The organism is Adhaeribacter rhizoryzae (assembly GCF_008629685.1).
Lineage (GTDB): Bacteria > Bacteroidota > Bacteroidia > Cytophagales > Hymenobacteraceae > Adhaeribacter > Adhaeribacter rhizoryzae.
In genome coordinates this window covers 325722-349021 of the sequence record NZ_VWSF01000004.1, presented here as the reverse complement: position 1 = coordinate 349021, position 23300 = coordinate 325722, and the positions used below count along the sequence as shown (strand labels likewise).

General features: G+C 42.9%; 20 protein-coding genes. 9 read left to right on the top strand and 11 right to left on the bottom strand.

The window, feature by feature from the left end:
• Nucleotides 1-162: 162 nt before the first annotated feature.
• Nucleotides 163-720: a hypothetical protein gene (locus tag F0145_RS08385; protein WP_150087859.1), complete on the top strand. Its 558-nt coding sequence runs from the start codon at nt 163-165 to the stop codon at nt 718-720.
• 98 nt (nt 721-818) lie between these two features.
• Here F0145_RS08385 and groL read toward each other — a convergent pair whose 3' ends face one another.
• From groL to F0145_RS08335, 10 genes are all read right to left on the bottom strand, one after another.
• Nucleotides 819-2459: a chaperonin GroEL gene (gene groL, locus F0145_RS08380; protein WP_150087858.1), complete on the bottom strand. Its 1641-nt coding sequence runs from the start codon at nt 2457-2459 to the stop codon at nt 819-821.
• Nucleotides 2460-2530: 71 nt separating this feature from the next.
• Nucleotides 2531-2821 carry a co-chaperone GroES gene (gene groES, locus F0145_RS08375; RefSeq protein WP_146898221.1) on the bottom strand — a complete coding sequence of 97 codons (291 nt, stop codon included), beginning with the start codon at nt 2819-2821 and terminating at the stop codon, nt 2531-2533.
• Between the two features lie 295 nt (nt 2822-3116).
• On the bottom strand, nt 3117-3536 hold the full coding sequence (gene secG / locus F0145_RS08370; RefSeq protein WP_150087857.1) for a preprotein translocase subunit SecG: 420 nt from the start codon (nt 3534-3536) through the stop codon (nt 3117-3119).
• 1 nt (nt 3537) lies between these two features.
• On the bottom strand, nt 3538-4986 hold the full coding sequence (locus F0145_RS08365) for a hypothetical protein (protein ID WP_150087856.1): 1449 nt from the start codon (nt 4984-4986) through the stop codon (nt 3538-3540).
• Nucleotides 4987-5093: 107 nt separating this feature from the next.
• Nucleotides 5094-5624 carry an LptE family protein gene (locus tag F0145_RS08360; RefSeq protein ID WP_150087855.1) on the bottom strand — a complete coding sequence of 177 codons (531 nt, stop codon included), beginning with the start codon at nt 5622-5624 and terminating at the stop codon, nt 5094-5096.
• A complete protein-coding gene (locus F0145_RS08355; RefSeq protein ID WP_150087854.1) occupies nt 5608-6882 on the bottom strand; it encodes a sigma-54 interaction domain-containing protein in 1275 nt (424 codons plus the stop codon). The genes F0145_RS08360 and F0145_RS08355 overlap by 17 nt, the downstream gene beginning before the upstream one ends.
• Before the next feature lie 109 nt (nt 6883-6991).
• Complete coding sequence (gene miaB, locus F0145_RS08350; RefSeq protein WP_150087853.1) at nt 6992-8422, bottom strand: tRNA (N6-isopentenyl adenosine(37)-C2)-methylthiotransferase MiaB; 1431 nt, start codon at nt 8420-8422, stop codon at nt 6992-6994.
• Nucleotides 8423-8625: 203 nt separating this feature from the next.
• Complete coding sequence (locus tag F0145_RS08345) at nt 8626-9918, bottom strand: anthranilate synthase component I family protein (protein ID WP_150087852.1); 1293 nt, start codon at nt 9916-9918, stop codon at nt 8626-8628.
• A gap of 473 nt (nt 9919-10391) precedes the next feature.
• Entirely contained in the window at nt 10392-11123 is a 732-nt protein-coding gene (locus tag F0145_RS08340; protein ID WP_150087851.1) for a zinc ribbon domain-containing protein, read from the bottom strand.
• Between the two features lie 8 nt (nt 11124-11131).
• On the bottom strand, nt 11132-12229 hold the full coding sequence (locus tag F0145_RS08335; protein ID WP_150087850.1) for a Nif3-like dinuclear metal center hexameric protein: 1098 nt from the start codon (nt 12227-12229) through the stop codon (nt 11132-11134).
• 69 nt (nt 12230-12298) lie between these two features.
• Here F0145_RS08335 and lpxK point away from each other — a divergent pair, with 69 nt between their 5' ends.
• The 3 genes from lpxK (at nt 12299) to miaE (ending at nt 16131) form a co-directional block, all read left to right on the top strand.
• A complete protein-coding gene (gene lpxK, locus F0145_RS08330) occupies nt 12299-13339 on the top strand; it encodes a tetraacyldisaccharide 4'-kinase (RefSeq protein ID WP_150087849.1) in 1041 nt (346 codons plus the stop codon).
• A 25-nt stretch (nt 13340-13364) separates the two neighbouring features.
• On the top strand, nt 13365-15284 hold the full coding sequence (locus tag F0145_RS08325) for a putative porin (RefSeq protein WP_190277499.1): 1920 nt from the start codon (nt 13365-13367) through the stop codon (nt 15282-15284).
• Between the two features lie 238 nt (nt 15285-15522).
• The gene (miaE, locus tag F0145_RS08320; RefSeq protein WP_190277498.1) at nt 15523-16131 is read left to right on the top strand and encodes a tRNA-(ms[2]io[6]A)-hydroxylase; all 609 of its coding nucleotides are present in this window, start codon (nt 15523-15525) and stop codon (nt 16129-16131) included.
• 145 nt (nt 16132-16276) lie between these two features.
• On the opposite strand, the gene F0145_RS08315 is transcribed toward miaE, so the two are convergent.
• Nucleotides 16277-17542: an asparagine synthetase B gene (locus F0145_RS08315; protein ID WP_150087847.1), complete on the bottom strand. Its 1266-nt coding sequence runs from the start codon at nt 17540-17542 to the stop codon at nt 16277-16279.
• Between the two features lie 140 nt (nt 17543-17682).
• On the opposite strand from F0145_RS08315, the gene F0145_RS08310 reads away from it, so the two are divergent.
• The 5 genes from F0145_RS08310 (at nt 17683) to F0145_RS08295 (ending at nt 23285) form a co-directional block, all read left to right on the top strand.
• Complete coding sequence (locus tag F0145_RS08310) at nt 17683-18921, top strand: ABC transporter permease (RefSeq protein WP_150087846.1); 1239 nt, start codon at nt 17683-17685, stop codon at nt 18919-18921.
• A 14-nt stretch (nt 18922-18935) separates the two neighbouring features.
• A complete protein-coding gene (locus F0145_RS08305; protein WP_150087845.1) occupies nt 18936-20180 on the top strand; it encodes a family 1 glycosylhydrolase in 1245 nt (414 codons plus the stop codon).
• A gap of 19 nt (nt 20181-20199) precedes the next feature.
• Nucleotides 20200-22650 carry a TonB-dependent receptor gene (locus tag F0145_RS08300; RefSeq protein WP_150087844.1) on the top strand — a complete coding sequence of 817 codons (2451 nt, stop codon included), beginning with the start codon at nt 20200-20202 and terminating at the stop codon, nt 22648-22650.
• Nucleotides 22651-22762: 112 nt separating this feature from the next.
• Nucleotides 22763-22924: a hypothetical protein gene (locus tag F0145_RS26145; RefSeq protein ID WP_190277496.1), complete on the top strand. Its 162-nt coding sequence runs from the start codon at nt 22763-22765 to the stop codon at nt 22922-22924.
• Nucleotides 22914-23285 (top strand): type II toxin-antitoxin system VapC family toxin, encoded by a 372-nt coding sequence (locus F0145_RS08295; protein ID WP_150087843.1) that lies wholly within the window; start codon nt 22914-22916, stop codon nt 23283-23285. The genes F0145_RS26145 and F0145_RS08295 overlap by 11 nt, the downstream gene beginning before the upstream one ends.
• Nucleotides 23286-23300 lie beyond the last annotated feature (15 nt).

Here is a 23300-nt window from a genome sequence, read left to right as displayed (position 1 = left end):
ATACATTATAATGTCATTTCTCCTTCAGCGTTTGAAAATAAATCCCCTCTCAACATAACCAATTAATAATAGTAGCATTTATTTTCTTTCTAATCTGGGTTGCCCTATAACCCATCAGGTCCTGGCCCGTTTACCCCTTTATAAAACTTCACAGATATTAGGATGAAACGGAACTACCTATTTTTTACGCTACTGTCTTTTACGGTTCTGAATAGTTGTACCACCAACAACCAAATTAGCCAAGAGAACCCAGCCGCAATACCATTAAGCTCAAATCCGAATTTTCAGGTAAATAATGTTCCGGAGCCAGGTAGCATAAATAACCAGGCGCAAAAAATATTCGAGCGGCACATTAAAGTTTTAAATGAGAAAGCACCTGAGAACCTTGCGGTTTATTCCCAATTGGTAGATGTGCCCGGTAAAACCACTTATACGGCTATGGGAAACCCGCTTGCTACCGCTGATACTACTAAATTTAAGAATACCGGCTTTGTAACCCGACAACTGAGTGGCCTGGCCTATTTGCACAAGCGAGGGGTAGATAGAAAAGGTAAATTTATTTCAGCCGAATATTTATTTAAAACCGCTAATGGCTATTATTATTTGCTGGGCTATGCGCCGGTGCAGCATCTGATCCCGAACGAAGAAGATGTAATAATTGCCCAGGACAGCTTAGACCGGAAATCTACCGGGCTAATGCGCACATTGATAATTAAGTAAGCTAAAATATTCAATCTGGAATTTCTTCTATAGCGTAAAAACAAAAAGCCCCGGCATACACCGGGGCTTTCTTATGATTAAACAGAAGGAGGGGTGAATTACATCATGCCACCCATACCGCCCATGCCACCTGGCATTCCGCCACCAGCACCAGCTTTTTCTTCTTCCGGCTCGTCAGAGATTACGCAATCGGTAGTTAACAACATACCAGCGATAGACGCAGCGTTTTCTAAAGCTAAACGGGTTACTTTAGTTGGGTCAATAATACCAGCAGCAAACAGGTTTTCAAATCTGTCTTCGCGGGCATTGTAACCATAATCGTCTTTGCCTTCGCGTACTTTCTGAATAATTACAGAACCTTCGCCACCAGCATTAGAAACGATAGTTCTTAAAGGAGCTTCCAAAGCAGTCCGGATAATATTAACACCGGTTAATTGGTCGTCGTTATCAACTTTAACGTCTTTCAATACTTCAATGGCGCGTACCAAAGCAACACCACCACCGGCTACAATACCTTCTTCAACGGCAGCGCGGGTAGCGTGTAAAGCATCATCAACACGGTCTTTCTTTTCTTTCATTTCTACTTCGGTAGAAGCACCAATGTAAAGAATAGCAACACCACCCGATAATTTAGCTAAACGCTCTTGTAATTTTTCGCGGTCGTAGTCAGAAGTAGTTGTTTCCATCTGCGCCTTAATCTGGTTCACACGGCCAACAATTTCTGATTTCTCACCTTTACCATTTACAATGGTAGTATTGTCTTTGTCGATGATAATTTTTTCGGCCTGGCCTAAATATTCTAAAGTAGCGTTCTCCAGTTTGTAACCACGCTCTTCCGAAATAACCTGACCACCGGTTAATACGGCAATGTCTTCCAGCATAGCTTTACGACGGTCGCCGAAGCCAGGAGCTTTAACAGCAGCAATTTTTAAAGAACCACGCAGCTTGTTTACTACCAAAGTAGCTAAAGCTTCGCCGTCCACGTCTTCGGCCACAATAACCAAAGGCTTACCAGTCTGAACTACCTGCTCTAATACCGGCAGTAATTCTTTCATGGTAGATACTTTTTTGTCGTAGATCAGAATGAAAGCATTGTCCAGATCGGCTTCCATTTTCTCTGGGTTGGTTACGAAGTAAGGCGACAAGTAACCGCGGTCGAACTGCATACCTTCTACGGTTTTTACTTCGGTTTCGGTACCTTTTGCTTCTTCAACGGTAATAACACCATCTTTACCAACTTTGTCCATCGCATCGGCAATCATCTGACCAATTTCGGAATCGTTGTTAGCAGAGATAGTACCTACCTGCGAAATTTCGCTTGAATTTTCAATTTTTTTAGATTGTGATCTCAGGTTTTCAACTACAGCCGAAACCGCTTTGTCGATACCTCTTTTCAGATCCATTGGGTTGGCACCAGCGGCTACGTTTTTGCTACCGGCAGTATAAATTGCCTGGGCTAAAACGGTAGCAGTAGTAGTACCATCACCAGCTTGGTCAGCAGTTTTAGAAGCAACTTCTTTTACTAACTGCGCACCCATGTTTTCGATAGGGTCTTTCAGCTCAATTTCTTTAGCAACAGTTACACCATCTTTGGTAATAGCAGGTGCGCCAAATTTTTTATCGATAACCACGTTGCGGCCTTTAGGACCTAAGGTTACCTTAACGGCATTCGCTAATTTATCAACGCCGGCTTTAACTTTATTACGGGCTTCGGTATCAAACGAAATGTTTTTAGCCATAATATTAATATTTTTAAGTTTTGGTTTAAAGATTGATTTGCTTTAAGGCAAATTTGATTCTAGATATTAAATTACAATACAGCAAAAATGTCAGACTCTTTCATAATCAGGTAGTCTGTACCTTCAATCGAAATTTCGGTACCGGCATATTTGCCATATAAAACCTGATCGCCAACTTTTAATTGCGGCTTTACCAACACACCCTGATCTGACATTTTACCTTCGCCAACGGCTACGATTTCGCCACGCTGTGGTTTTTCTTTGGCGGTGTCCGGAATAATAATACCAGATTTAGTTTTTTCTTCGGCTGCTGCAGGAGCTACAATTACGCGGTCTGCTAACGGTTTAATATTTACTGCCATAGTTTTTTAATTATTTGTTTAAGTTAATAAGTTAAATTTAATATCTACAAGTAGTGATGGCTTTATCCAGGTTTTTAAACCTATTGCCTTTCTATCATTTCTTGTGCCATTCCTAATTTTCTGACAGTTCAGGTCAAAATTTCAGTTTTAGCCGCCGGGTTACTGACAGGTAAGAGTGAAACTTTGTCACGGCTTACGTCAGTTTTTTTAAATCAATATTTTTAAATATTCGGTAAAAAAAAATCCGGTGATGGAATAAATCAAATCACCGGATTCTCTTTTCAGGAAAAAAATATTACTGCTGTGTTGTATCGGTAGTAGCTGGCGTAGTTGCGTTAGGAGTAGCCGGGGCAGGAGCGGCATTATTAGTGCCGGCCGGGGCATTACCTGCATTCGGAACGGTTTGCGGTACCACGGGAGCGGCTGGTGCGGCACCTTGCTGGCTGGCCCGTTCCTGGTTCACGCTTCTGGCTCTTAAGGCACCAGCATTCTTATCAATTATCATGTTAGAGCTTAACGAAAGTACTACTAACCCAATGGCTAAACCCCATGTAAGGCGCTCAAGTAAATCTCCGGTTCTTTTAACACCTATCAGGTTGCTCGAACCAGCGCCAAATTGGTTAGATAAGCCGCCGCCTTTAGAGTTTTGCGATAATACCACCAAAACCAGCAGAATAGAGATAAAAATAATGATACTGATAAGAGCAATGTACATTTTAAGTCAGCTTTTGTAATTTTTCAATTTGAGATGCAAAGTAAGCCTTTTTTTCCGGAATTTTCAATATAAGGTGCTCATATATTTTTACGGCTTTCTTTATTTTACCTTGCTTTACCAGAATATTGGCCAAGGTTTCGGAGGCCATGTTTTTCTTTATTTTCGTGCTTTTCGAAGATAAATCTTCCTGAGGTTCGGCCTTGATTTTTACGTTGGCCATCGATTTCAGCTTTGGATTCTGCCTTAAGAACTGATCAATTATATCAAACTGCGGGTTTAAAGAGGGAGCAACCGGGGCGGCATAACTTTCGAGTTGGTGTTGCTTGCTGTATTCCAGAATTAATTCCGGCTGAAAATAATAAGGCTCGGCCGGCGTTAATTCATCTTTCAACTGAATAGTTTCGCCTAAACGGCTGGAAGCCATCCAATAACCCAGCTCGTTTTCCCGGAATACTTTATAAACAATTTCTTCTTTATAAGAAGTTTTCTGTTCGGGTGCGGGTAATTCCTCCTCGTCTTTTTCCGGCTTAAATAAATATTCATCAAACCGCGCCAACGTTTCGTCTGCGTCTTCCGGCTGTGGGCTGCTAATATTTTCAGTTAGGGCTTCCGCCGTAATAACCCTGGGTTCCGCTTCTGTTAAATATTCTTCCTTATTATTTTCCGGAATATTATCCGTTTCTGCCGGTGCAAAATCAGAATTTGTTAAAACTTCTGCCAGCAGGTTTTCGGGTTCGGTAATTACCAGGCTGTTTACAAAGTCAGCTACGGGGTCGCGGTAAGGCGCGGCCGGGGTTAGGTTTTCAATGGCAAAAAGGGTGTCCTGATCTTCAAAAAAATCATAGGCCAGCACACTATCTGCTTGCTCAACCTTTGCCGGCAATTCCGGCTGAATAATTATTTCTGCTGCGGGTTCGTTTAAGAAATTTTCGGGGGTAACTGCCGATTGTATTTCGGTTTCTAACGGAGGAAGTAATTCTGTTGCAATTATTTCCTCATCTGCCGGGCTTTCATTCTCAACTTCAACAGTGGTAACTTCTTCAATAACTTCCGCAGTTGGGTAATCTTCAACTACTGCTTCAAGCGCTAACTGCTCTGTTGCTTCTGGTTCAGGGCTTTCTGCTATAATTGGTGCGGCAACTACTATACTCTCTTCGGCCGTAACTTGGTGTTGATTAACAGATGCTGGTTCAACGGGGGCTACCACCAGTTCTGGAGCTGAAGTATAAATAAGCTTTTTCAGGAGCTGCCGGTTAGTAGCACAGGCTGCTGCCCGCCGGATGCGCTGGTTCGAGAGCATGCTGCCATGGTCGTAAGCGGCCTTGGCCAATAGCAGATGCGCCGTTTGGCAGTAGGGAAAGCTTGCTGCCAGTTTTTCCAGTTCGGCTACTTCTTGCTCCGAAATAGAAGATACATGATTAATAATATTTAGAAAAGCCGCTTTATTCATTTAATCTTCTCTCAACTGCCCAATTTTTACTGCGGACAATCTTAATGGCTGAATGTTGTTTGTAGTGCTAAAGGTTAAATAATCAAAGATATTATAATATTAAATATTTACCAGTTTGCCAGCGATCGGTTAAAAACATCCTGCACCATTCTTTCTAAAATATCCCGAATAGCCCGTTCGTCTATCTGCGAAATATTCTGCGATTGCGGAAAGTCCCGGAAAGAAGAAAAAGCCTGATCAAAGTCTTGTTTTGGATCTTTGTTATTGTGGTATTTCACCTGCAACCGGATGGTCAATCGGTTAGCACCGGCAATATCGCCGCGGGTATCGTCGTTCTGGATGGCCGCCGGACTAAAATTATAAGACAGTATCTGGCCTTCGAGTTCAATATCGCCGCCATCCTGGGCTAGTTTCAGATTTGAATTCCGTTGGAAATAAGTTCTGAATTCTTCGCTTACCAGGTTAGTTAAAAAAGAAGGCCCTTCTCCGGAGTTATTTTCAAAATTCCGGATGGTCATTGTTTTTATACTCGGGTCTATGTTGGTACCGGTGAAGGAATATTTAATACAGCCGGTAAGTGTAAAAAGCAAAGTAAAAAAGGGAATCAGTAATAATTGCTTTTTATTCTTCCAGTCCATATTGTTTTAATTTGCGGTATAACGTTCTTTCGGAAATGCCTAAATCCTGGGCCGCATACTTGCGTTTGTTGTTATGCTTCCGGAGGGCTTTCATAATTAATTCTTTTTCTTTGCTTTCCAGCGACAGCGTTTCTTCTTCGGTTTCGTGCGGAATATCTTCTACTTTGTTTGCTTCGTAAGGCGCCGGATTTCCTTTTACCGATAAAATAAAGTTATCGGGCCCATCCTGGTGGGCTTTAAAAGGCCGCGGCTCAAAAGAACCCATATTCTCGAAAAGGTGGCCGTGGTCTTTTAAGTAATCGTGGTGCTCGCTTTGGCCCGGGCTAATCAAATCAAAAACCAGCTTTTTCAGGTCGTTTACATCTTTCTTCATGTCGAACAACACCTTATACAAAATGTCGCGCTCCGAAAAATCTTTATCAGGTTTTTTACTCGAACCAATTAGCATGGGCAATTGATTATTTTGTTCCTGGGGTAAATATTCCCGTAGTTTCACCCCATTTATTTCCCGGTTCTCATATTCCAGAACGGAAATCTGCTCCACAATATTCTTTAGCTGCCGGATATTTCCGGGAAATCGGAAACGCAATAATTCGGACACGGCATCGGGCGTCAGCGTAATTGGCTTAACCTTGTATTTATCTGAAAAATCAGAAGCAAATTTCCTGAATAACAAATATATGTCTTCGCCGCGTTCACGTAATGGTGGAACCTGAATAGGTACTGTGTTTAACCGGTAGTAAAGGTCTTCGCGGAAAGCACCTTCGTTAACCGCGTTTAATAAATTTACGTTGGTTGCCGCTACCACCCGCACATCGGTTTTCTGTACTTTAGAAGAACCTACTTTAATAAATTCGCCGTTTTCCAGCACGCGCAATAAGCGGGCCTGCGTACCCAAAGGCATTTCGCCAATTTCGTCCAGGAAAATGGTACCGCCATTAGTTACTTCAAAATAGCCTTTGCGCAAATCGGTAGCGCCAGTAAACGAGCCTTTCTCGTGCCCAAAAAGTTCCGAATCGATGGTGCCTTCCGGAATAGCGCCGCAATTAATGGCAATAAACTGGCCGTGTTTGCGCGGACTTAAATGGTGAATAATTTTAGAGAAAGATTCTTTACCGCTGCCACTTTCACCGGAAATCAGCACGGTCATGTCGGTAGGCGCTACTTGTACGGCCACTTGTATGGCGTAATTGAGTAACGGCGAGTTACCGATAATCCCGAATCGTTGTTTTATACTTTGTATTTCAGCCGGGTTCAAATTTTAATTTTTTAGTGAGTTTAAAACCTAAAAGGCTATTGCTTAATAGGAGTAAGGGCTGATAAAGATTATTTACCAGCCCCTGCGTCTATAAAAACTAAAGCGCAATTTAGTTTATGGGTTGGCCAAACAGCGTACCTACCGAGCAGGAATTTACCAGCACATCCACGTAATCGCCTTTCTGGTAATTACCTTTCGGGAAAACTACTACTTTGTTCTGGTCGTTACGGCCCTGCAGGTCTTCGTCCGATTTCTTAGAAAAGCCTTCTACCAGCACCCGATGAATTTTGCCTACATCCTGTTGGTTGCGCCGCAATGATAATTCGCGTTGTTTGTCTATAATTTCCTGTAAGCGCCGTTTTTTTACTTCCAGCGGAATATCATCTGCAAATTTCCGGGCGGCCAATGTACCGGGTCTTTCGGAATAAAAGAACATGTACGAATAATCGTACTGCACAAAATCCATCAGACTCAGGGTATCCTGGTGTTCTTCTTCGGTTTCGGTGCAGAAGCCCGCAATCATATCCGAAGAAATACCGCACTCCTGACCTAAAATCCGGCGGATGGCGGTTACCCGGTCTATATACCAGGCCCGGTCATAAGTTCGATTCATCAGTTCCAGTACGCGGGAGTTGCCGCTCTGCACAGGCAGGTGAATATATTTGCAAATATTGGGGTACTTTTTAATCGTATACAGTACCTCGTCGGTAATATCTTTGGGGTGCGAAGTGGAAAACCGAACCCGTAAGTTGGGACTAATTAACGCAACGCGCTCCAGCAAACCGGCAAAGTTTACCTGTTCGGTGGCGTCGGCAGAAGCCCATTTATAAGAATCGACGTTTTGGCCGAGTAAGGTTACTTCTTTGTAGCCTTCGGCAACCAGGCTTTGAGCTTCGGCCACAATCGAATGCGCATCGCGGCTGCGTTCGCGGCCGCGTGTAAACGGCACCACGCAAAATGAACACATATTATCGCAGCCCCGCATAATAGAAATAAAGGCACTGACACCATTTGTATTTAAGCGGATCGGGTTAATATCGGCGTAGGTTTCTTCGCGCGAGAGCAGCACATTTACCGCCCGCTGGCCGCCATCTACTTCGTTTATTAAATTAGGCAGTTCGCGGTACGCATCCGGACCCACTACCATATCCACGAGTTTCTCTTCTTCCAGTAGTTTCGATTTTAAGCGTTCGGCCATACAGCCCAATACCCCCACCACCAAACCGGGACGTGATTTTTTAAGCGCATTTATTTGCTTTAAACGGGCGCGTACCGTTTGCTCGGCTTTTTCCCGGATAGAACAGGTATTCAGGAAAATCACGTCTGCCGCATTTAATTCCGAAGTTGTATCAAAACCTTCTTTGGCCAGAATAGAAGACACAATCTCGCTATCGGAGTAATTCATCTGACACCCGTAGCTTTCGATATACAATTTGCGCAACCGACCGGTATTCTGTTCCGGGGTAACCTTGGTTTCGCAAGCTTCCGGTTGTGCCGGGGCTTCGGGAATAAAATCTATATCTGTTAAAAGCGAATTCATAAGCATTAAAATTGGGTGCAAATATAAGGAGATTTTCGCAAGTAAATGACAGAATGGCAGTAAAAATTCACCCACGAACTGTAGTTACTTCTTTTTACCTTTTCACTAAACAAACCTATTTCTTATCTCAAATATTTTTGATGGAACAAGTTTTAGCCTTATGCATGCTTAATTAAGTACAGGAAAGTTATTATTAAGAAACATCAAGGGCATTGTAAAATATTCGTGATGGCTTTTACTTTGAGCAGGCACTCTTCATATTCTTGTTCCGGGTCAGAATCGTAGGTAATGGCGCTACCGACCATGTAAGATAGATATTTGGTACTGGCATTGTATTGCAGGCTCCGAATAACCACATTAAAGTCAAAATCGCCGTTGGGTTTAATAAAGCCTAAACTGCCGGAAAAAAGTCCCCGCCGCGTAGTTTCGTATTGGTCTATCAGTTCCATGGCTCTAATCTTGGGCGCGCCGGTCATGCTGCCCATCGGAAAAGCGTTTTTAATAGCCTCCGGAACAGAACAGTCGGGCCGGACGGTGGCGATTACCGTGGTAATCATTTGGTAGAGGTGCTGAAAACCGTAAATGCCAAACATTTCTTCTACCTTCACCGAACCTATTTCTGATGATTTAGCCATATCGTTCCGCACCAAATCCATGATCATCATGTTTTCAGAAATTTCTTTTTCGCTGGTCCGCAATTGTTCGCGCAACTGTTCATCTTCTTTGGGGTTAAAACTGCGCCTAATGGTTCCTTTAATGGGTTGGGATATTAATTTAGAACCTTCTTTTTTTAAAGAACGCTCCGGGGAGGCGCAGAGTAAATATTTATCTTTTAGTTTAAAATAGCCGGCAAAAGGGGTAGGCGAGGCTTGGTTTAAAGCCCAAAACGTACTAATGGGATTTATAACAACATCTAAAGCAAAAAATTCAACGCAATAATTCAATTCGTAAACATCGCCTTCCAGAATATTGTCTTGGATTGCTTTTACCTGGTTTAAATATTCTGGCCGGGAAGTACGGTTTTGAATAGTAAAATTGTTTGGGGAAGCAGTTGTGTTAATTTGGAAGTTTAATATTTCGGTTAAAATCTGAGTTGGATTGGCGTGGTTGCTTTTTATATTAAATCCTGCTGGTTCCAGGGTTATAATTATTTCGGGTGCAAAAAAATATATCAACGGAAAACCCAGCAAATCCGGATTACGGCTGTTTAGCTTTTCTACCTGGTTTTTTAAGTCATAACCCAGAATTCCGCACAAAATATCATCAGCATTGGCCAGCGCATCTGAAAGGCTTGAAAAAGCATTAGCCGGATCTATTAAGGGTTGTGTAGCATTGCTTACCGCCAATATATTTTCAAAACCATGATAAGGGTAGGCAATATTATTGTGCTCATAAAAAGCAACAAGTTCGTAAGTATTTGCCCAAGCCAAGGCTTTTTGCTTAAAGCTACTGGGGGTAAGATTAAATTGCGCAAACGAAAAATATACTGATGGCATTAAAATAACGCTAACTAAACTTTAAAAAGCAAAGGGAATAAAAAAGAAAGGGAAAAACTATAAACCCCGCTTTTATCCGGTAAATATTTTACCAGAATAGCGGGGTTTATGGCAGGATTCAGGTACAGAACAATGGGAAATCTGATTTTAAAACAGGCAATTTATAGAATTGTTTACCCATTGGTTAATTATTTCAAAGGTTATGCAACAGCCTTGAGTTACAGCTAATACTAATATCAGTTGGTTAATGCGCTTAATTTATTGCGGTTATGTTGAGCCTGTTGGAATAACTGAATCTACTTTTTCATAGTTGTAATAGATCCTTCGACAAGCCCAGGATGACCCGGTAGCAAACACTTAAGCGTAAGTTTCGTTTTATAATGAAACTAATATTTTTGCTTACCCGAAATATATAGAAACAAAAAAGGATGACTTTAATAGGTCATCCTTTTTCTTTAATATTTACTTTATAACTAGGCTATTTTTTGCTCAACATCGGCGAAAATACGGCCGCAGTGCTCGCAAACAATAATTTTCTTATGAGAAGCAATATCTGACTGGCGTTGTGGCGGAACAGTATTGAAGCAACCGCCGCAGGCATCGCGTTTAACCGTTACTACGGCTAAACCGTTACGCACATTCTGGCGGATGCGGGAGTAAGCGGTTAATAAGCGGCTTTCAATATGCTTCACAGCTTCTTCGCGTTCCTGCATTAAAGCTCTTTCTTCTTCTTCGCTCTCCGATACAATTACTTGTAATTCACCATTTTTAGAATTCAAGTCTTTGCGGCGCTCTTCCAGTTTTTGCTTGGTACCGGCAATTTCGTTGTTTTTCTGTTCTATCTGGTAGTAGCCTTCTTTTATCTTTTTTTCGGAAATTTGGATTTCTAAACGCTGCAGTTCAATTTCTTTTGTAATGGCGTCATACTCGCGGTTGTTCCGAACGTTGGTTTGCTGATCTTCGTATTTGCGGATTAAGTTTTCTGAATCTTTAATCGCTTGTTTACGAGCAGCAATATTATCGTTAATTGCCTGAATTTCTTCATCAAATTTATTTACGCGCACCTCGTACCCGGCAATTTCATCTTCCAGGTCCCGAACTTCTTCAGGTAAATCGCCCCGAACCCTTCTTATTTCGTCTAGCTGAGAATCAATGGTTTGAAGCCGCATTAAAGCTTCTAATTTGTTAGCAACGGTACTTTCCATGTAGTGCTTTAAGTGTATCTGACCGGATTAGTATTGACTTTCGATTTTAAGACTGCAAAATTACTAAACTTTTTTCTAATAATATCATAAAATATTTCCTTTGTAAAAACTTCACTTTCATAGTGCCCAATATCGGCCAGTAACATTCGGCCTTCCGGCGTAAAAAACTCGTGGTATTTTAAATCAGCGGTAATGTAGGCATCGGCTCCCTGGCGCAGCGCATCTTTAATTAAAAAACTACCCGCGCCGCCACATACTGCCACTTTTTTAATTTTATTTCCCGAAAAGTCGGTGTGCCGCACTAAGTTTAGCTCCATGCGTTCTTTCAGGTAAACTAAAAATCTATCCTGCTCCATTTCTTCGGGCAAAAAACCAATTATGCCGGCCCCAATCTCCTGGTTAGTATTTCCGAGGCGGTAAATATCGTGAGCAACTTCTTCGTAGGGATGCGCTTGGAACAAGGCATTTAAAACTTTGTCTTTTAAGTAATCGGGCAATATTACTTCCAGGCGGTTTTCGGCAACTTCTTCTTGTTTTCCGGCTTCGCCAAGGTAAGGGTTAGCGGCAGCCGAAGGCATAAAAGTGCCGGTGCCACTTACCCGGAAGCTGCAATTCTGGTATTCGCCGATTTGCCCGGCTCCGGCGGCGTACAGCGCCTCCAGCACATCAGCCGAATTTTCCAGAGGCACAAACGTTACCAGCTTCAACAAATTTCCGGTTTTTGGGCTTAATATTTTAATATTTTCTAAACCTAATTTTTCGCTAATTTTAGCATTCACACCGGGCAATACATTATCCAGGTTGGTGTGGCAGGCGTAAATGGCTATGTCGTGCTTAATGGCTTTAATGATGATTTTTTCCACTTCGTCGCGGCCGGTAAGCTGTTTTAAAGGCCGAAATATTACCGGGTGGTGCGCCACTAACAGGTTACAACCCGCCGCAATAGCTTCATCCAAAACGGCCAGTGTACAATCTAAAGTAACCAGCACACCCGTTACTTCGGTATTTGGGTCGCCGGTTTGCAGGCCCGAGTTGTCGTAGCTTTCCTGGTAGTTGAGGGGTGCCATTTGCTGCAGCAGATTAGTTATTTCTTTTATTTTCGTCATCAGGATAAAAAGGGTAATTACAAACTGCGTTAAAAATAATGTTAATTTTGCCGCCGAAAGAATGCCGGCATGAAAAATTCTGCTTATCCGCTTTTACCTTTTTCTTTATTATACGCTGGTATTACGCGGGCCCGCAATTGGTTATACGATAGGCAGGTTTATACTTCCCATAAATTTGCAGTGCCGGTAATTAGTGTAGGCAACTTAACCGTAGGCGGCACCGGCAAAACCCCTCACGTAGAATATTTAGTACGCTTGCTGCAGCCCCGCAAAATAGCTATTCTTAGTCGGGGCTATAAGCGTAAAACTACGGGTTTTGTATTGGCCGATGAAAGCGCTTCGGCGGCAAGCATTGGCGATGAGCCTTACCAGTACACCCAAGCTTTTCCGGAAATAACTGTGGCCGTTTGCGAAGATCGGGTCGTTGGCATTCAAAAATTATTAGCTTTAAACCCGCCGCCCGCGGTAATATTGCTGGATGATGCTTTTCAGCACCGGCCCGTGCAACCCCATTTAAATATACTAATAACCGATTATTACCGTTTGTTTTACCAGGATTACGTGCTGCCGGTGGGCCGTTTGCGCGAAGGCCGGGCGGGCGCGGCCCGGGCCGATATAATATTGGTAAGTAAAACACCGGAAAATATTACCCAGGACGAAAAAGACAATATTCAGCAGCAGATTCAGGTGTACGCCCGGCCGGGAGTGCCAATATTTTTTACAACTTACGCCTACCAGCCGCCCGTAAATTTTGGCAAGCCAGCACAGCTAGTGCACAATGTAGTTTTGGTTACCGGTATTGCCCAGCCGCAACCTTTATTAAATTATTTAACAGCGCAAGGTTTTAACCTGCTTAAACATTTTAATTACCCGGATCATTATGCCTTTAAGCCGCAGGATATACAGGAAATTTCTAATTTTGTGAAAACCGAAACAGTAGCACCCGTAAGTATTCTGACAACGCAAAAAGACTGGACCAAATTAGTTAGCCCCGAAATAATGCCGTTAGTTAAAGATTTACCGTTTTTCTATGTGCCCATTCAGGTGCAGTTTACCCATGACCAGGCTTATTTTGAAAGACTAATTTTAGAAACAGTCGTAAATTCCTGATAATTTGCTAATTCCTCCCAATCGCGTGAAGAGATACTTTTTATATTTATTACTATTTTCCCTGTTACCCGTTTTAAGTGCCTCGGCGCAAATCCTAAACGATTCGACGCAGAATGTATATGGGACTAAAACCACCAAAACTTACCTGGAGAACGATTTTTTACGCGGCGATTATACCTTGCGCCGCGTAGATACGGCCCTCACCAACATGCACCAGGCCCGTAACTGGTACCACGACACTACTTTTCACCAGGATTTGGGCAACGTGGGCACTGCCGCTAAACCTATTTTATGGCAATTTCCGCAAAAAATAGGGGTAAGGCTGGGCAAAAATGCTTTCGACAGGTATGCTTACAAACCCGAAAGTATTACGTACTTCGATACAAAATCGCCTTACACACATTTATTTTATGTACAAGGTGGGCAGGGCGAGCAGGTTTTTGAAGCCAAGCACAGCCGGAGCATTACCAAAAATGCTAATATTGGTTTTGCTTTTGAGCGGATGTCAGGCGAGAAGCAATTTGGCGTACAGCCAAGCTTGGGCAAAGAAACGCAAACGCAGCACACCGGTTTTGTTTTATTTACGCACTTGCAGGATAGCACCGGCAAATACCACTTATTCTCGAACTACATTCACGTGGATCATGACCTGGCCGAGACCGGCGGGATTAGAATTGGTGCGGAAGCCACCCGCGATTCGGTATTTGGTGTATTTTCGGGCGGTGATGCGCCGGCCTGGTTAATGCAAGCAGCCAACGAAGAAAAACGGAACAGCTTCCACCTCACGCAGTTCTATACCCTGGCCAAAGAATATATTAAAGTATTTCATACCCTCGATTTCCGGCATCAGTACAATAAATATTTCGATAACCAGGTTAACCGGTATGGTGCCAAGCAGCCACCATTGCTTTACCCGGCCATCGAGGTAGATTCTACTAAAACCGACGATCGCAGTTGGTACCGGGAGATGGAAAATACCGTTGGCATAACCGGGAACCACCCTTTGTTTGTCTATAAACTTTATGCCCGTCGGCGCGATGCCAGCATTAACCTGAATACGCGCTCGCAAATAGACCCGATTGATTCTACGCGGGTAACAGAAGGTTACCGAAGGAGCTTTGGCCAGAATTTTATTGGCGGCGAAACGCAGTTCCGGTTAAAAGATATTTTTAATATTACGGTAAACGCCGAATATCAATTATTTAAAGATTATTTGGCAACAGCTTCGGCCCGGGTTAAATATTTTACCTTTTCTCAAACCCGGAGTTCGTATTCGCCCACGCTTGTGCAGCAGTTTATGGCTTCTAACCATTTTAACTGGAATAATAACTTCGATAATATTGTGGCCGACCGAACCGCCGCCTCGGTACAAGGTACACTTTGGCGCAATACGTTAACCGCCGAATTAGCCCGGGTAAATTTGCAGAACTATGTTATCTATAATAAATTAGCCGAGCCGGAGCAACTAAGTAAACAATTATCTTTTTATACCGCCTTTGTACACCATCACCTGGCTCTGAAAAACTTTCACGCTGATCATGTTTTTTCTTATAACCAGTTAAACAATGCTGAAGAAATCCGGATGCCCAAATGGCTGGTAAACTCCCGTATTTATTACCAGGGCTCGCTGTTTAAAAACGCTTTGTTTGGGCAGGTGGGCGTAGAAACCTACGTAACCGACAGCTATTATGCAGATGCTTATATGCCGGTAACACAGCAGTTTTATTTGCAAGACAATTTTCGGGTACCCGGCTCAAACTTTACCAGTAAGCCTTACCCCGTAGTAGATTTATTCTTGACGGTAGATATTAAATCTTTTAACGGTTTTGTTAAAATGTCGCACGTAAACCAGGGTTATCCGCAGGCGGGTTATTTTTCCAGCCCGTATTATCCGGGCATGGGCCGGAGCTTTGTGTTTGGTATTAAATGGATGTTTTTTGATTAAACCGATTTGATAATAGCATTTCATTATTCTAGTAAAAATACCCTTTTGCAATATTTGGGCCATTACTATTTTAATGTGGGGTCCACATTTGTCATTCAGGCGGAAACTATTTAGCAGGCAACTACATTGTTTCCTCCTGAATGACAAATGTGAATTACTTAGATTTCTTACCTTTTGGCTCTTGCTAAATATTAGAATAAAAAGCAGGATAGATTTTAATAGATATCTGATTTAAAAAATGGCCGACATTAATCCAAATAAACCGATTCTGAAACTGAAATTACCAACCGACCCGCGTTGGGTAAATATTGCCGAAAAAAATATTGAAGATATTCTGGTTGACCATGCTTACTGCGAGCAAAAAGCGGCTACTTCGGGCATTTCGTTAATTGTTAAGTACCCCGATAAAACCAAACTGGTTGAAGAAATGACCGCATTAGTTGCCGAAGAATGGAGCCACTTTGAACGGGTAATGGAGCAATTAAAGAAACGCGGCTACGGCTTGGGTCGCAACCGGCCCGATGAATATGTTGTGGAATTATCGAAGCACATCCGGAAAGGCGACAAACGGGAGCGGCAACTCATGGACCATTTGCTGGTAAATGCCTTAATTGAAGCCCGCAGTTGCGAACGGTTTAAATTGCTCTGGAAAAATATTCAGGATGAAGGACTGCAGAAATTTTACTACGAGCTAATGGTTTCGGAAGCCGGCCATTTTGTAAGCTTTGTAAAACTAGCCAAAGAATACATGCCCCCCGAAGTAGTAGATACCCGCTTACAGGAACTCCTCAAAATAGAAGCCGATATTATTGCCAACCTTGAACACCGCCCCGATAGAATGCATTAACAGTTAACAGTTGTCAGTAAACAGTTATCAGTTATTAGTAATTGGTAAAATTGAATAAAAACAGTTTAGAGCTTACCAAGAGATAATAATTACAATTTCCTCTATTTGTTTATTGATAACTGTTAACTGATAACTGTTCACTGCATCAGGTTTTCTGCTTTTTCTTCTTGGCTGCTGGGAACAGAATATTATTTAAAATTAAGCGGTAACCGGCCGAGTTAGGGTGTAGTTTTAAATCGGTGGGTTCTTCGTCTACCATGTGCTGATAATCTTCGGGGTCGTGGCCGCCGTAGAAAGTCCAGGTGCCTTTGCCCATAGTGCCGTGCATATAACGCACTTCGTTGGCCGCCTTGGTTTCACCCATTAAAACCACATCCGATTTAATAAATTTTTTCTTAAAAGCGGTAGTTTGGCCCATAAAGCCCTTAATGGTTTTCTCGTGGTTTTGGGTAAGCATGGTGGGTATGGGGTCCCATTTCGCCGAAAAAGTAAACAACTGGAAAAAGTCGTTGCTTTGCATTAAGCTCCGTTCGGCTATTTGGTTATCTATATCCGAGAATTCTACCTCGTAAGGATTCCGGCTGATTTTAAAATCTTTAAAAGCAAACGTTTTACTATAATCCAGCTTTTCCTGCGCCTGCGGGTCCATGCCATCGCCGTCGAACATTACATCGGCAATATCGGTGCCTTCGGCGGCTAAAGCAATATCGTAGGTATCGGTAGCGGAGCACATGGCAAACATAAAGCCGCCGCCGGCACAAAACTCTTTAATTTTTTTTACGACTGATAATTTCAGTTGGGTTACTTTGTTAAAGCCGTATTTTTTGGCAATGGTCTCGGCTTCTTGTTGCTGGGCCCGGTACCACGGATAATTGCGGTAATACGTATAAAACTTACCGTACTGGCCGGTAAAATCTTCGTGGTGAAGGTGCAACCAGTCGTACTTAGGTAAGTTGCCATCCATTACTTCCTCGTCAAATATTACATCGTAAGGAATTTCGGCGTAAGTAAGCACCAGCGTAACGGCATCGTCCCAGGGTTGTTTCGATTTAGGCGAGTACACCGCAATTTTTGGTACTTTCTCCAGTTTCATTACATCCATGTTGGCATCGGGGCTGGCAATCTGCGACAAAATGCTGCCGTACTGCGAATCCGAAATAACCGTATAACTCACGCCCCGTACTACCAATTCGTTTTCTAAAGCCGGGGAGTGTTTAAAAGCAAAACTGCCGCCCCGGTAATTCAGGAGCCAATCTACTTCTATTTGTTTCGTTAAAATGTAATAAGCCACACCGTAAGCTTTTAAGTGATCTTTCTGGGCATCGTCCATCGGGATTAATACTTCGGAGGCAAAAGCCGGACGATTTAGTATAAACAGCAGGGAGCATAATAAAAGAACTCGATTTATCATATTTTTAAGGCAAAACGCGCCGCAACAAAATTAAAAATAGATTACAATATATCAGAATTACGTTTTACCTTTAAAACAGTAAACCTGAAGTTTGTATAACGCAAGGCAGCGAGGCAGGTATATAATTTTTTTCTTAATTTATGCATTTACTCGAAAATATAAAAGAAGGGCTGCGGGCAATTCAGGGTAATTTACTGCGGACCATATTAACGGCGCTGATTGTTTCTATTGGCATTATGTCACTGGTAGGAATATTAACCGCTGTGGAAAGTATCAAATATTCTATTAACGAAACTTTTTCCAGTTTCGGGGCTAATTCTTTTGATATTGAAAGTAAAGGCTATTCTAACCGCTTCCGGCAAGGCGGCCGGGCCGAAAAAGTTTATCCGCCAATTTCTTATTTGCAAGCCCGTAAATATAAAGAATCGGTGAGCCAATACATGCGGGTTAGCCTTTCGGCCGATATTGCGGGAGCAGTGGTAGTAAAAAATAACAATGTTAAAACAAACCCTAATATTTCGGTTATTGCCGGCGACGAAAACTATCTTTTAAACGAAAGTTTTAACCTGGCAGCCGGCAGGCCTTTTTCGAACCAGGAACTGGAGAACGGCGCCAACGTGGTAATTATGGGCCAGGAAGTTGCTACAAATTTATTTAAAGAAAAAAGCCCGATTTATAACAATGTATATTTTCTGGGCAAGCGTTTTAAAGTAGTAGGGGTTCTGGAAAAAAGCGGTAGCAATATGGGCGGCGGCGGTGCCGATAGGCGCATGCTGATACCCTTGGTTACCGGCAATCAATTACCCCGTTCCCGAGCCCTCACTTACAACATTAAAACCACTATTTTAAATAACGATAACATTGATTACGCCATGGCCGAAGCGACCGGGATTATGCGCAAAGTGCGGCAGGACCAATTAGGCCGGGAAGAATCTTTTGAAATTAACCGCAGCGATTCTATGCTAAAGTCCCTGAACGATATTTCGGGATATTTAAAAATTGGCGGTTCGTTGGTCGGGTTTATTACGCTGCTGGGCGCTTCTATTGGCCTTATGAATATTATGATGGTATCGGTAACCGAACGAACCCGCGAAATTGGCGTACGTAAAGCCTTAGGTGCTACCAAAAAGCAAATCAGGCAGCAATTTTTAGTTGAAGCCATTGTGGTTTGTATGTTGGGTGGCATTTTTGGGGTTTTACTGGGGGTGCTCATGGGCAATGGTATTGCCAAATTAATTGGCGAAGGCTCTTTTTTTGTACCCTGGTTCTGGGTATTTATTGGCTTAGTAGTTTGCGTGGTGGTTGGCTTAGTTTCGGGCTACTATCCGGCCTTTAAAGCATCTAAACTAGACCCCATAGAATCGTTGCGTTATGAATAAATAATTAACTTCTTATGGCTGAAAAACCCGGTATATTTCCTACTTTCTTTATTTCGGGTTTTGAGTGTTCAACTTTTGTCTGGAAAGACCAGGGCCGCCGCAATCTGACCTGCGAAACCCAGCACCACCTGTACGCTCGCGAAGATTACCAGATGTTGCGCTCTTTGGGCATAGCCGTTGCCCGCGAAGGCATACCCTGGCCCCTGGTAGATAAAGCTGGCAGTTACGATTTCTCCTGCATCGATCCTTTTTTAGCAGCCATGGCCGAAGCCCAAATAATGCCCATCTGGGATTTGTGCCACTACGGCTACCCCGATGATTTAGCTCCTTACACAGATGAATTTACCCGCCGCTTTGCAGATTATTGCCGGGCCGCAGCGGCTTACGTAACCGCGCGTTTACCGGGCCAGCACTTTTTTACGCCCATTAACGAAATAACTTTTTTCTCATTTGCCGGCGGCGAGTGGGGTTGGGTAGCTCCTTTTAAAAATACGAAAACCGATCGGTTTCAATTGCGGTTAAGTTTGTGCCAGGCCGCTATTGCCGGCGTTAAAGCTATCCGGGAAGTAATTCCGGAAGCCCGTATGGTCCATATCGATCCCTTGGTACAGGTAGTAGCCCCCTTGGATCGCCCTGATCAAATTCCGGCAGCTTACCACGAAACGTACGTAGATACCTTTTTGGCCTGGGATATTCTGGCCGGAAAGAAACATCCGGAACTGGGCGGTTCACCCGAAATTCTGGATATAGTAGGGGCTAATAATTATTCTTTCGGGCAAATGGAGTACCGCGAACACGGCCCACATGCCGCCCTCGAACCGCACGATGACCGGATTAAACCGCTGTGCGAATTACTAAAACTAGTTTGGGAACGCTATGAACGACCCATGATTATTGGGGAAACCAGCGGCATGGAAGGCGGGCGCGCAGCCTGGCTGAAAGACGTAATAGAAGAATCACTGGCAGCCGTAAACTTAGGGATTGACTTACATGGTATTTGCCTGTTTCCGGCTGTAGATATGCCCGACTGGCACACTGGCGCGTGGCTGCACAACGGTATTTGCGATTTGCATCCCGAAGGCGAAAACCTGAAAAGAATATTACACCAGCCTTATGTACAGGAACTGCGGCGGTGGCAAAAAGAATTAAACCGGGTTACCGAACTGGATACAAATCCGTTTAGCGACCCCGTGGAATTGCAGGATGTAATTAAGGCGGCCAAACGTTTGCAAACCCAACCAGATCAAAACTGGCATTAACTATTCCGTTTATTAAAATATGCTATTGTTTAGCTTAAGAACTTATACCTACCTGCCGTTGCGAATATTTTTATTAACTATATTTTTCTGGTTGTTGCTGGTTGCTGGCCTACAAGCCCAAATTATTACCGTTGTCGATAAAACAACTGAGCAACCTGTTGCCTTGGTAAACTTAATCAGTCCGGATGGTAAAATCACCGCTACTACAAATGCCAAAGGAAAAGCTGACATTTCGGAATTTAAAGCGGTCAATGAAATAAATTTCAGCCTCGTAGGTTACCGTACGCTTACCCTGGCGTATGCGGCCGTTGCGCAGATGAATTTTACGGTGGCCTTAACCCCCAGTAGCTATTCTTTAAATGAAGTAGTGGTTTCGGCGAGTAAGTTTAATGAAAAGCGGGAAGAAGTGCCGCAGCAAATTCAGGTAATAAACGCCCGCGAATTAAAATTTATGAGTCAGGCTACTACGGCCGATGTGCTGGCGCAAACGGGCAATATTTTGGTGCAAAAAAGCCAGTTAGGTGGCGGCAGCCCCATTATTAGGGGTTTTGAAGCCAATAAAGTTTTGCTGGTAGTGGATGGTGTCCGGATGAATAATGCCATTTACCGGGCCGGCCATTTGCAAAATGTAATTACTTTAGACAATGCTGTGCTGGATAGGGCAGAAGTAGTTTTTGGTCCGGGCTCGGTGGTGTACGGCAGCGATGCTTTGGGTGGCGTGATGCATTTTTATACCCGTAATCCAATATTAGCCACTACCGAAAAAAGCAAAAATATTCAGGTAAATGCATTTAGCCGCTACGCCACGGCAGCCAACGAAAAAACAATTCACGTCGATGTAAACCTGGGCTTCCGCAAAATTGGCTTCCTGTCGAGTTTTACTTATACAAATTTTTCAGATTTGCGCCAAGGTAAACGCCGCAATAAATTTAACGAAGCCAATGGCCTGCGAACTTTTTATGTGCAGCGGGTAAATAACCAGGATAGTATATTCCGGAATGCTAATCCCAATCAACTCCGGCCATCGGGTTACCGCCAGTACGACATTCTTCAGAAAATAAAATATCAACCTTCTGAAAATATTAGCCACCTGCTGAATATTCAATATTCCACTACCACTGATATTCCGCGTTTTGATAGGCTTACTTTGCTCCGGAACGGCAAACCTCGCTTTGCCGAATGGTATTATGGTCCGCAGAAAAGATTATTAACCGCTTATACTTTAGATAAAAAAGGTGCCGGCGCTTTTTACGACAACTCCCGTTTAACAGCCGCTTACCAGCACATTGCGGAAAGCCGCATGGACCGCGATTTGAATAATGTATTCCGGAACAACCGCCTAGAAGCCGTGGATATTTATTCGTTTAATTGGGATTTTGAAAAAGATACCGGCAAGAACGAGTTCCGTTACGGCGTAGAAGGCAACCACAATACTGTTCAATCCAGTGCTTTCAAATATAACGTAAATACCTCCGAAACCAGCCCGCTGGATACCCGCTACCCGGATGGTGGTTCAACTATGTCGTCGGTAGCGGCCTATATTACGCACGCGTACGAAGCTTCGCCCAAATTTATTCTGCACGATGGCTTGCGCTACAGCCAGGTAAAATTAACGGCTAACTTTAAAGATAAAACCTTTTTCCCGTTTCCTTTCGATGATGTAACCCAGCAAAACGGCGCGTTAAATGGCAACCTGGGCCTCACGTTTTTACCCGGCAAAGAATGGCGGCTGGCTGGTTTAGTTTCCAGTGGTTTCCGGGCACCTAATGTAGATGATTTAAGCAAAGTATTTGAGAGTGTACCGGGTACTGTTATTGTACCTAACCCCAATTTAAAACCCGAATATACCTACAATGCGGAATTAACTTTAACTAAAGGTTTTAACCAGCGGGTGCGGGTAGAAGGTACGGGTTATTACACTTGGTATCGGCAAGCCATTACTACCCAACCCGGCGCTTTTAACAACGAAACCCAAATAAATTACAACAACCAGTTAAGCCGGGTTTTAACCAATGTAAACGCCCAGAAAGCTTATGTTTATGGCTTTAGCGGCAATTTAGTAGCCGATATTTCCGCCGCCGTTTCTTTAACCAGCAGCCTCAATTATACTTTTGGCCGCATCCAAACCGATTCAACCGATTATCCTTTGGATCATATTCCGCCGGTTTTTGGCCGCACTGCCGTAAACTTAAAATTAAATAAGTTTCAGGGCGAGTTTTTTGCCCAATACAACGGCGCCAAAGCTTTGCGCCACTACAATTTATTAGGCGAAGATAATTTTGCTTTTGCCACGCCTACCGGTATGCCGGCCTGGTACACACTTAACCTCCGGACGGCCTACCAGGTACATAAATATATTCAACTTCAAGCTGCTCTGGAAAATATTCTGGATAAACATTACCGGGTTTTTGCCTCTACCATTAGTGCGCCGGGTCGCAACTTTAGCCTTACTGTAAGAGGAAGTTTTTAGGGTTAACGGAATAAATTTATATATCCAGTAATAGAGGTAAGATAGAACAAAATCAAAATAGGACTGTAAAAATCCCTATATTTATCTACTGTTTACAATTAGTAAATGCAATATGGTAACTGTAATAAAAAAAGGGGCAGATAAAATTATTATTCAAAAAGCACTTGAAAGCATTAAAATTAAAAAAGGATTAAATGCCTTTAAATATTGTGGTAAAGTTAAGTTAGAAAAAGAGCCGCTCACCATTCAGAAGAATTTTAGGAATGAGTGGTAATAGCCTTTTTGTTGATACTAACATTTTGCTATACCTCATCTCCGGTGATGAAACAGTTGCTGAACTACTTGATGGAAAGCACATCGCCATTTCATTTGTTACTGAATTAGAATTGCTGGGCTATAAAGTATTAGCTGAAAGCGACCTTAAAATTATTCAGGAGCTTATAAATGAAGCAACCATTATCGACATCAATGCAGAAATAAAACGGCTTGTAATCTCATTGCGAAAAAATTACAAGATAAAATTACCAGATGCAATTGTTGTTGCTTCCGCTTTATATTCAAATCTTCCGCTTGTTACTGCCGATAAACAGTTGTCTCAAATTAATGAGTTAACTATGTTGCTGTACAAGAAATAAGCGCTATTTATTATG